This is a genomic window from Leptolyngbya sp. FACHB-711 (assembly GCF_014695615.1).
Taxonomy (GTDB): domain Bacteria; phylum Cyanobacteriota; class Cyanobacteriia; order Elainellales; family Elainellaceae; genus Leptolyngbya_A.
The window spans coordinates 1-6044 of the sequence record NZ_JACJOR010000041.1 but is presented as its reverse complement, the minus strand read 5'-3'; the positions used below and the strand labels follow the sequence as shown (position 1 = coordinate 6044).

Sequence of the window (6044 nt, the reverse complement as noted above, 5' to 3'; positions counted from 1 at the left end):
TATGAGAACTACTGAATGAGAACCTATGCCCCAGGGCAATCGGTCGTCTGTCTCAAAATCAGCTAACTCCTGTTTCAGAAGAGGTTTGAAAAGTGGAGATAGTGATTCGAACCGCCCCCACAGTTTCCCTTTCTGTTCCTTATCAAGGGAGATTTTAAATAGACTTGAATGGACTTTGAATGGAATACAGTGGGCAAAAGCCTGGGATTGAAGCCCAGGATTAGGGAACTTTGAACAAAAGTAAAGACTGCATCGGAAGCCCTTAGATTGGGGGTTGGGGGCAAAGGCAGCACCTTTGATACTTCTTAAACATCCTCTAATGAAGCAGGCTGAATAGAGCAATTGTATTACAGCCTAAGAAGTAGGATTGCTTAATGACATCCACCGAAAGCGGCATTCTAGCAAGGAAATCAAGGGCTATCGCGATTTTTGAGCACGAAGCGACAGTCCCTAGAGCGGTGGTTCGTGTGCTGCTCTGATCAAACAGCATCATTACAATGCAAAACAATTTCCCCTGCAGGGCGATCGCAGCCACTCACATTCTTGAGCGAAAAGTAAACTTGAGTCATGCTAGAGGGCAGCGTCTTGATTGCAGGATGCCCAGTTCTATTCGTCTGTCTGCTATGTCGATTAAAAATTTGACTTCGTTCGGTTTGCTTATCTTCATTCCGATTTCGATCGCTGCCGAGCGGCTAGGGTGGGGTGCTTTAGCCGTGTTTTTCACTGCCGCAATCGCGATCGTGCCTTTGGCGATCTGGCTCAGCACTGCCACCGAGGAAGTTGCGGTTGTTTCGGGTCCGTCGATCGGGGGCTTGCTGAATGCGGTATTTGGCAATGCCACAGAGCTAATCATCGCGCTGGTTGCACTCAAGGAAGGCTTGGTGGAAATCGTGAAAGCCAGCATTACCGGAACAATTATTAGCAATTTGCTGCTGGTGATGGGGTTGTCGATGCTGCTGGGCGGGCTGCGCTACAAAGAGCAGGAATTTAAGCCGATCGTGGCACGGGTGAACGGCTCAACGATGACGCTGGCAGTAACGGCGATCGTGCTTCCGGCAACGGTAGTTTCGACTTCGCAGGGGGTTGCGCCCCAGGCGATCAGCCAGCTTTCGGCAACGGTGGCGATCGTCCTGATTGCGGTTTATGCGCTGACGCTGCTGTTTTCGCTAAAGACGCACAGCTATCTTTATGAAGTTGGACTGGCTGACCTGGAAGAAGGCGAATCGGGAGAACCGCATGAGAAACCGAATCTAACCCTTTGGATTGGCGTGTTGCTGGCTGCGACGATCGGAGTTGCCTTTGAGTCTGAGATCTTTGTGGGTGCGGTTGAGGAAGCGACAGCCGGATTGGGACTCACCCCGCTCTTTACAGGCGTGATTTTGCTGCCGCTGGTAGGGGGTGCTGCCGAATATGTGACTGCCGTGCGGGTGGCGATGAAAGACAATATGGATCTGTCTGTCTCGGTAGCGATGGGATCAAGTCTGCTGGTTGCGCTGCTGGTGGCGCCGCTACTGGTGCTGGTTGGGCAGGCGATCGGACAGCCAATGGATTTGAATTTCAATTTGTTTGAAGTCGTTGCTGTGACGATCGCCGTGATTATTGCGAACCTGATTAGCTTAGATGGGCGATCGAACTGGCTGGAGGGCGTGCTGCTGCTGGCAACTTATACCGTTTTGGGAGCCGCGTTCTATTTCCATCCGGCGATCGTGTCTGCGGTGAACTAATTTCATTCATCAATCCTGCTTGAATCTCGTTACTTGAATCTTGATCTCGTTCAATGCCCGCTTGCCTCAATTTGCGAATATCGGAGGGTGAATGTACGTTTTGATTGGCGGAGCCGGACTAATGGGACTAAACCTGGCGCAAAGGCTGGTCGATCTGGGACACACGATCGCCCTGATTGACATCGATCCGGTTGCCTGTCGCTATGCCCGTGAGCAGCTCGGCGTGATGGCATTTGAAGGGAGTGCGGTGAGTACTGATCTGCTGATGGAAGCAGGCATTCGCAAAGCAGATGTGCTCGCTGCCGTCCTACGAGAAGATGCGCTGAATCTGGCAATGGTTGCCCTGGCGAAACACTACGGCGTGCCGCAAATTCTGGTGAGAATGCGCCATCGCGACTTCGCCGAACCCTATCGGATTGCCGGAGCAACATCGATTACCAATGCGGTGGATCTGGCAGTTTCCACAATGGTGAATGCGATCGAGTATCCCCAGGTGGAGTCAATGATGCACTTTGAGCAGGATCAGATCGAAGTCTTAAAGCTGCCAATTCCCTCAACTTCGGCGATCGTCGGTCATCGTTTGGTAGAGCTAGCGCAAGACCCCCAATTTCCCGAAGGACTGCTGATTATTGGCTATCAGGCACACCCGCATGAGGATCTGATCATTCCCAACGGCAATACGGTAATTGAGGGTGACTCGACGGTGCTGATGGTGACGAAGCCGGGGGTGTTGCATCAGGTGATTGATTATATGCAGGGGGTGGAGAGATAAGGGAATGGGGAGATAAGGAGATAAGGGGGAATTAGGTAGGGCAGTATTTAGGCTTGCAGGAATTCTGGGGCGATCGAGTGATTTTCGAGGGTTCTTAAATAATTTTTGAATAGTGTAGAAATTTATGCTTTTGCTATCGCATCACAGACTGGGCGAATACAGTCTGGGTGAATAAACTCACAATTTAAGCCTGCCCGATTAAGTCTTTGTAATAATCATTCAAGTCATATCAAAGCTGCGTATAAACTAAGAGATCGTCTAGATTCAGTTGAATCAATTTTGATTAGGTAAGATTTTTCCTAATCGAATTGGCTCGGCTGATTTGATTGAGTTGGGGCTATTCGTTTGAGATGAAATCCTACTGAGACAGGATGAGTGCGATCGATTAGGTTGCTGTCGCCAGGCTGCTGAGAATATCAGAATCGAGAGGGCTAGGAAGTCGTTCTCCGAATTAGGAGTTCTGCCCCTACATTGAGTTCTCATTGCAGCTGCAAAAGCGATCGACGGCTAAAGTTGATTTCAAAAATAAGGACGGCTAATTAACAACTGACCGCAAAGCACAAATCCTTAATAAATAAAATTCGATCGGAGATTCCTAAAAATGTTTTCAAGAAGAATCGTTACAAAATTACTGCTGTCTCTATTCACGTTTTCTCTGATTGTTGCCTGTGCCCAAACGAATACGCCTGACCAGGCAGCCTCGACTGGTTCATCGGGCGGTTCTGGAGCAACAGGGAATGCAATTCCCATTGGGGTCGCCGTAGCGCAAACCAGCAACGTTGCTCTGTTAGGTCAGGAACAGGTACTTGGCGCAAAAATTGCTGAAACCTACTTCAATGACCAGGGCGGCGTGAACGGAACTCCGATCAGGCTCGTACTCCAGGACACCGCAGGCGATGAGCAGGGCACGATTAACGCTTTTAACGCGCTGATTACTCAAGACAAAGTGGTCGGTATTGTCGGACCAACCCTTTCCCAGCAGGCGTTTGCTGCCGATCCAGTTGCCGATCGCGCTAAAGTTCCAGTACTGGCTCCATCGAATACGGCAAAGGGAATTCCCCAGATCGGCGAATATATCGCGCGGGTGTCGGCTCCGGTTGCGGTTGTGGCTCCAAACGCGCTAAAGACGGCTTTGACGATCAATCCCAACATCAAAAACGTTGCCGTTCTGTTTGCTCAAAATGATGCCTTCAGCAAATCAGAAACCGAAACGTTTCAAAATGCTGTGAAGGAAGCGAATCTGAATCTCACCACGGTGCAAAAGTTCCAGACGACGGACACCGATTTTCAAACTCAAGCAACAAATGCCATTAATACCAATCCTGAACTGGTGATTATTTCTGGATTGGCAGCAGACGGTGGCAACTTGGTGAAGCAGCTTCGCGATCTGGGTTATCAGGGCTCGATTATTGGCGGTAACGGTTTGAATACATCGAACATCTTTCCGGTTTGCAAGAAAGATTGCGACGGCATTTTGATTGCTCAAGCCTACAGCCCGGAACTTGATAATCCGATTAACAAAGCATTCCGCGAAGCCTACAAATCACAAAATCAGAAAGAGCCACCTCAGTTTAGTGCCCAGGCATTTACAGGCGTTCAGGTGTTTGTTGAAGCACTCAAATCACTTGATAACAAAACCAAGCTCAATACTCTATCGCTAGAGCAACTGCGATCGGAACTCAACAAAGAAATTCTGGCAGGCAAATACGAAACGCCGATCGGTTCAATTGCCTTTGATTCTGAAGGCGAAATTCAGCAGAGCCAGTTTTATGTCGCACAAATCAAGATGGACGCGGACGGCAATAACGGACGATTTGAATTCTTGAAGTAGTAGGATATTTGAGAAGTTGCGTAGGTTCTGCGTTGCTTCTTAAATTTCCCGTTAATGAGGGATTTTGAGACTGAAGAAGGATCTGTTTTTAGCAGAGTCGAAAACGGTTTTGAGGATGAGGCTTGCAAGATTGATAAGGTGAGTATTACCTTCTCTATCTTTGATTGGATCGATCGCCTCCAAAGCGTCAAATAAAGCATCAAAGTATCTCTGAAAAGCCGCAATTGTGCTTTAATTCGCTCTGCTAACTCTCTAACTTGGCAGGAAATACGCCTTCTCAAGTTCAAAGTTCCCCAATATTAGGGAATGTGGGGGGCAATGCAGGATCTCGAAGACTCCTGAAACAACTTGTTAAAACCCCGATCGATCCCCTGATTGACTTCGCTTCTTCTTCCTATGGATTTCACCGTCTTTCTGCAGCAGCTTCTCAATGGATTATCGATCGGCAGCGTCTATGCCATCTTTGCTCTGGGCTACACGCTGATCTTCTCAATTCTTGGCATTATTAACTTTGCTCATGGAGCCGTTTTCACGCTGGGAGCCTATTTTACCTACACGTTAACGGGCGGCAAATTTGGATTTAATGGACTATTGGCAAATGCAGCATTACCGATTCAATTCCCCTTCCTGCTTGCCCTGATTTTTGGCAGTTTAATTGCGGGATTCGCCTCGGTTTTGATTGAGCGATTTGCCTTTCGTCCGCTGCGAAAGCGTAAGGCAGATTCGCTATTAACGCTGGTTTCGAGTCTGGGTATGGCAGTGGTAATTGTCAATTTGATTCAGTATCTCGTTGGCGCAGAAATTTATACCTTTTCTGACAATATCTACGGCAATTTACCTGCTTCGGTGAACTTTGGCACAGCCGATCGTCCCGTGCCGATTAGAACTGTTCAAGTCGTGATCTTTGGCGTGTCTGCCGTTCTGGTTGCAATCCTGACCTATCTGATTAGCTTCACGCGCATTGGTAAGGCACTGCAAGCTGTTGCAGAAGACGCAACAACCGCCAGTCTTTTAGGCATTAACACCGAAAAATTTATCACGCTAACTTTTTTCCTCAGCGGCTTTCTCGGCGGCGTTGCAGGCACATTAGTTGGCTCCAGCGTCAGTATTGCCGGACCCTATTTTGGCATTTCGTTCGGCTTAAAAGGCTTAGGCGTGATTGTGCTGGGCGGATTAGGTAATATTCCCGGAGCGGTTTTGGGCGGGCTGGTAATCGGTTTGGCAGAAGCTTTCGTCCCCGCCGACTATTCAGGCTACAAAGAAGCGATCGCCTTCGCCCTCCTCTTTATCGTCCTCCTCGTTCGCCCCCAGGGTCTTCTGGGACGCACCTTCGCCCAAAAAGTCTAACCCCCATCTCCTTACCTCCTCATCTCCACCCCTCAATGCTCTCCTTCCTCAATACCTACGGTTTTCTAATTGTCTCCATGCTATTCGGGGCAATGCTGGGGCTTTCGGTTTATTTGCCGCTTATGGCAGGTCAACTGTCGCTGGCATCGCCCGGATTCTATGCGTTAGGAGGTTATATTGCGGCGATTCTTTCGACTCAGGTTTTTAAGTTTTCTGGCAGCACCTTTCCGCTAGTTTATGTGTTTGTTGAAATGGCAATTGCGGCGATCGTTTCAGCAATCCTTGCCGTAGTTTTAGGTATTCCGGTTCTGCGATTGAGAGGAATTTATCTGGCAATTGCAACGATCGCATTTGTCGAGATTCTAAGAGT

Annotated in this window: 5 protein-coding genes; all 5 read left to right on the top strand. The window is 48.7% G+C overall.

Annotated elements, in window-relative coordinates; all coding sequences use genetic code 11:
• Positions 1-623: 623 nt before the first annotated feature.
• Positions 624-1724, top strand: coding sequence for a calcium/proton exchanger (gene cax / locus H6F80_RS00760; RefSeq protein WP_190789714.1), 1101 nt, complete (start codon positions 624-626; stop codon positions 1722-1724).
• Between the two features lie 91 nt (positions 1725-1815).
• The gene (locus H6F80_RS00755; RefSeq protein WP_190789713.1) at positions 1816-2496 is read left to right on the top strand and encodes a potassium channel family protein; all 681 of its coding nucleotides are present in this window, start codon (positions 1816-1818) and stop codon (positions 2494-2496) included.
• 601 nt (positions 2497-3097) lie between these two features.
• Positions 3098-4327: an ABC transporter substrate-binding protein gene (locus tag H6F80_RS00750; protein ID WP_190789712.1), complete on the top strand. Its 1230-nt coding sequence runs from the start codon at positions 3098-3100 to the stop codon at positions 4325-4327.
• A 396-nt stretch (positions 4328-4723) separates the two neighbouring features.
• A complete protein-coding gene (locus H6F80_RS00745; RefSeq protein ID WP_190789711.1) occupies positions 4724-5674 on the top strand; it encodes a branched-chain amino acid ABC transporter permease in 951 nt (316 codons plus the stop codon).
• Between the two features lie 35 nt (positions 5675-5709).
• The coding region (locus tag H6F80_RS00740; protein ID WP_518523491.1) for an ABC transporter permease subunit at positions 5710-6044 on the top strand (335 nt) is incomplete at its 3' end.

Coding starts and splice junctions, on each gene's coding strand:
- cax (WP_190789714.1), top strand. CDS start 624: ATGTCGATTAAAAATTTGACTTCGTTCGGTTTGCTTATCTTCATTCCG.
- H6F80_RS00755 (WP_190789713.1), top strand. CDS start 1,816: ATGTACGTTTTGATTGGCGGAGCCGGACTAATGGGACTAAACCTGGCG.
- H6F80_RS00750 (WP_190789712.1), top strand. CDS start 3,098: ATGTTTTCAAGAAGAATCGTTACAAAATTACTGCTGTCTCTATTCACG.
- H6F80_RS00745 (WP_190789711.1), top strand. CDS start 4,724: ATGGATTTCACCGTCTTTCTGCAGCAGCTTCTCAATGGATTATCGATC.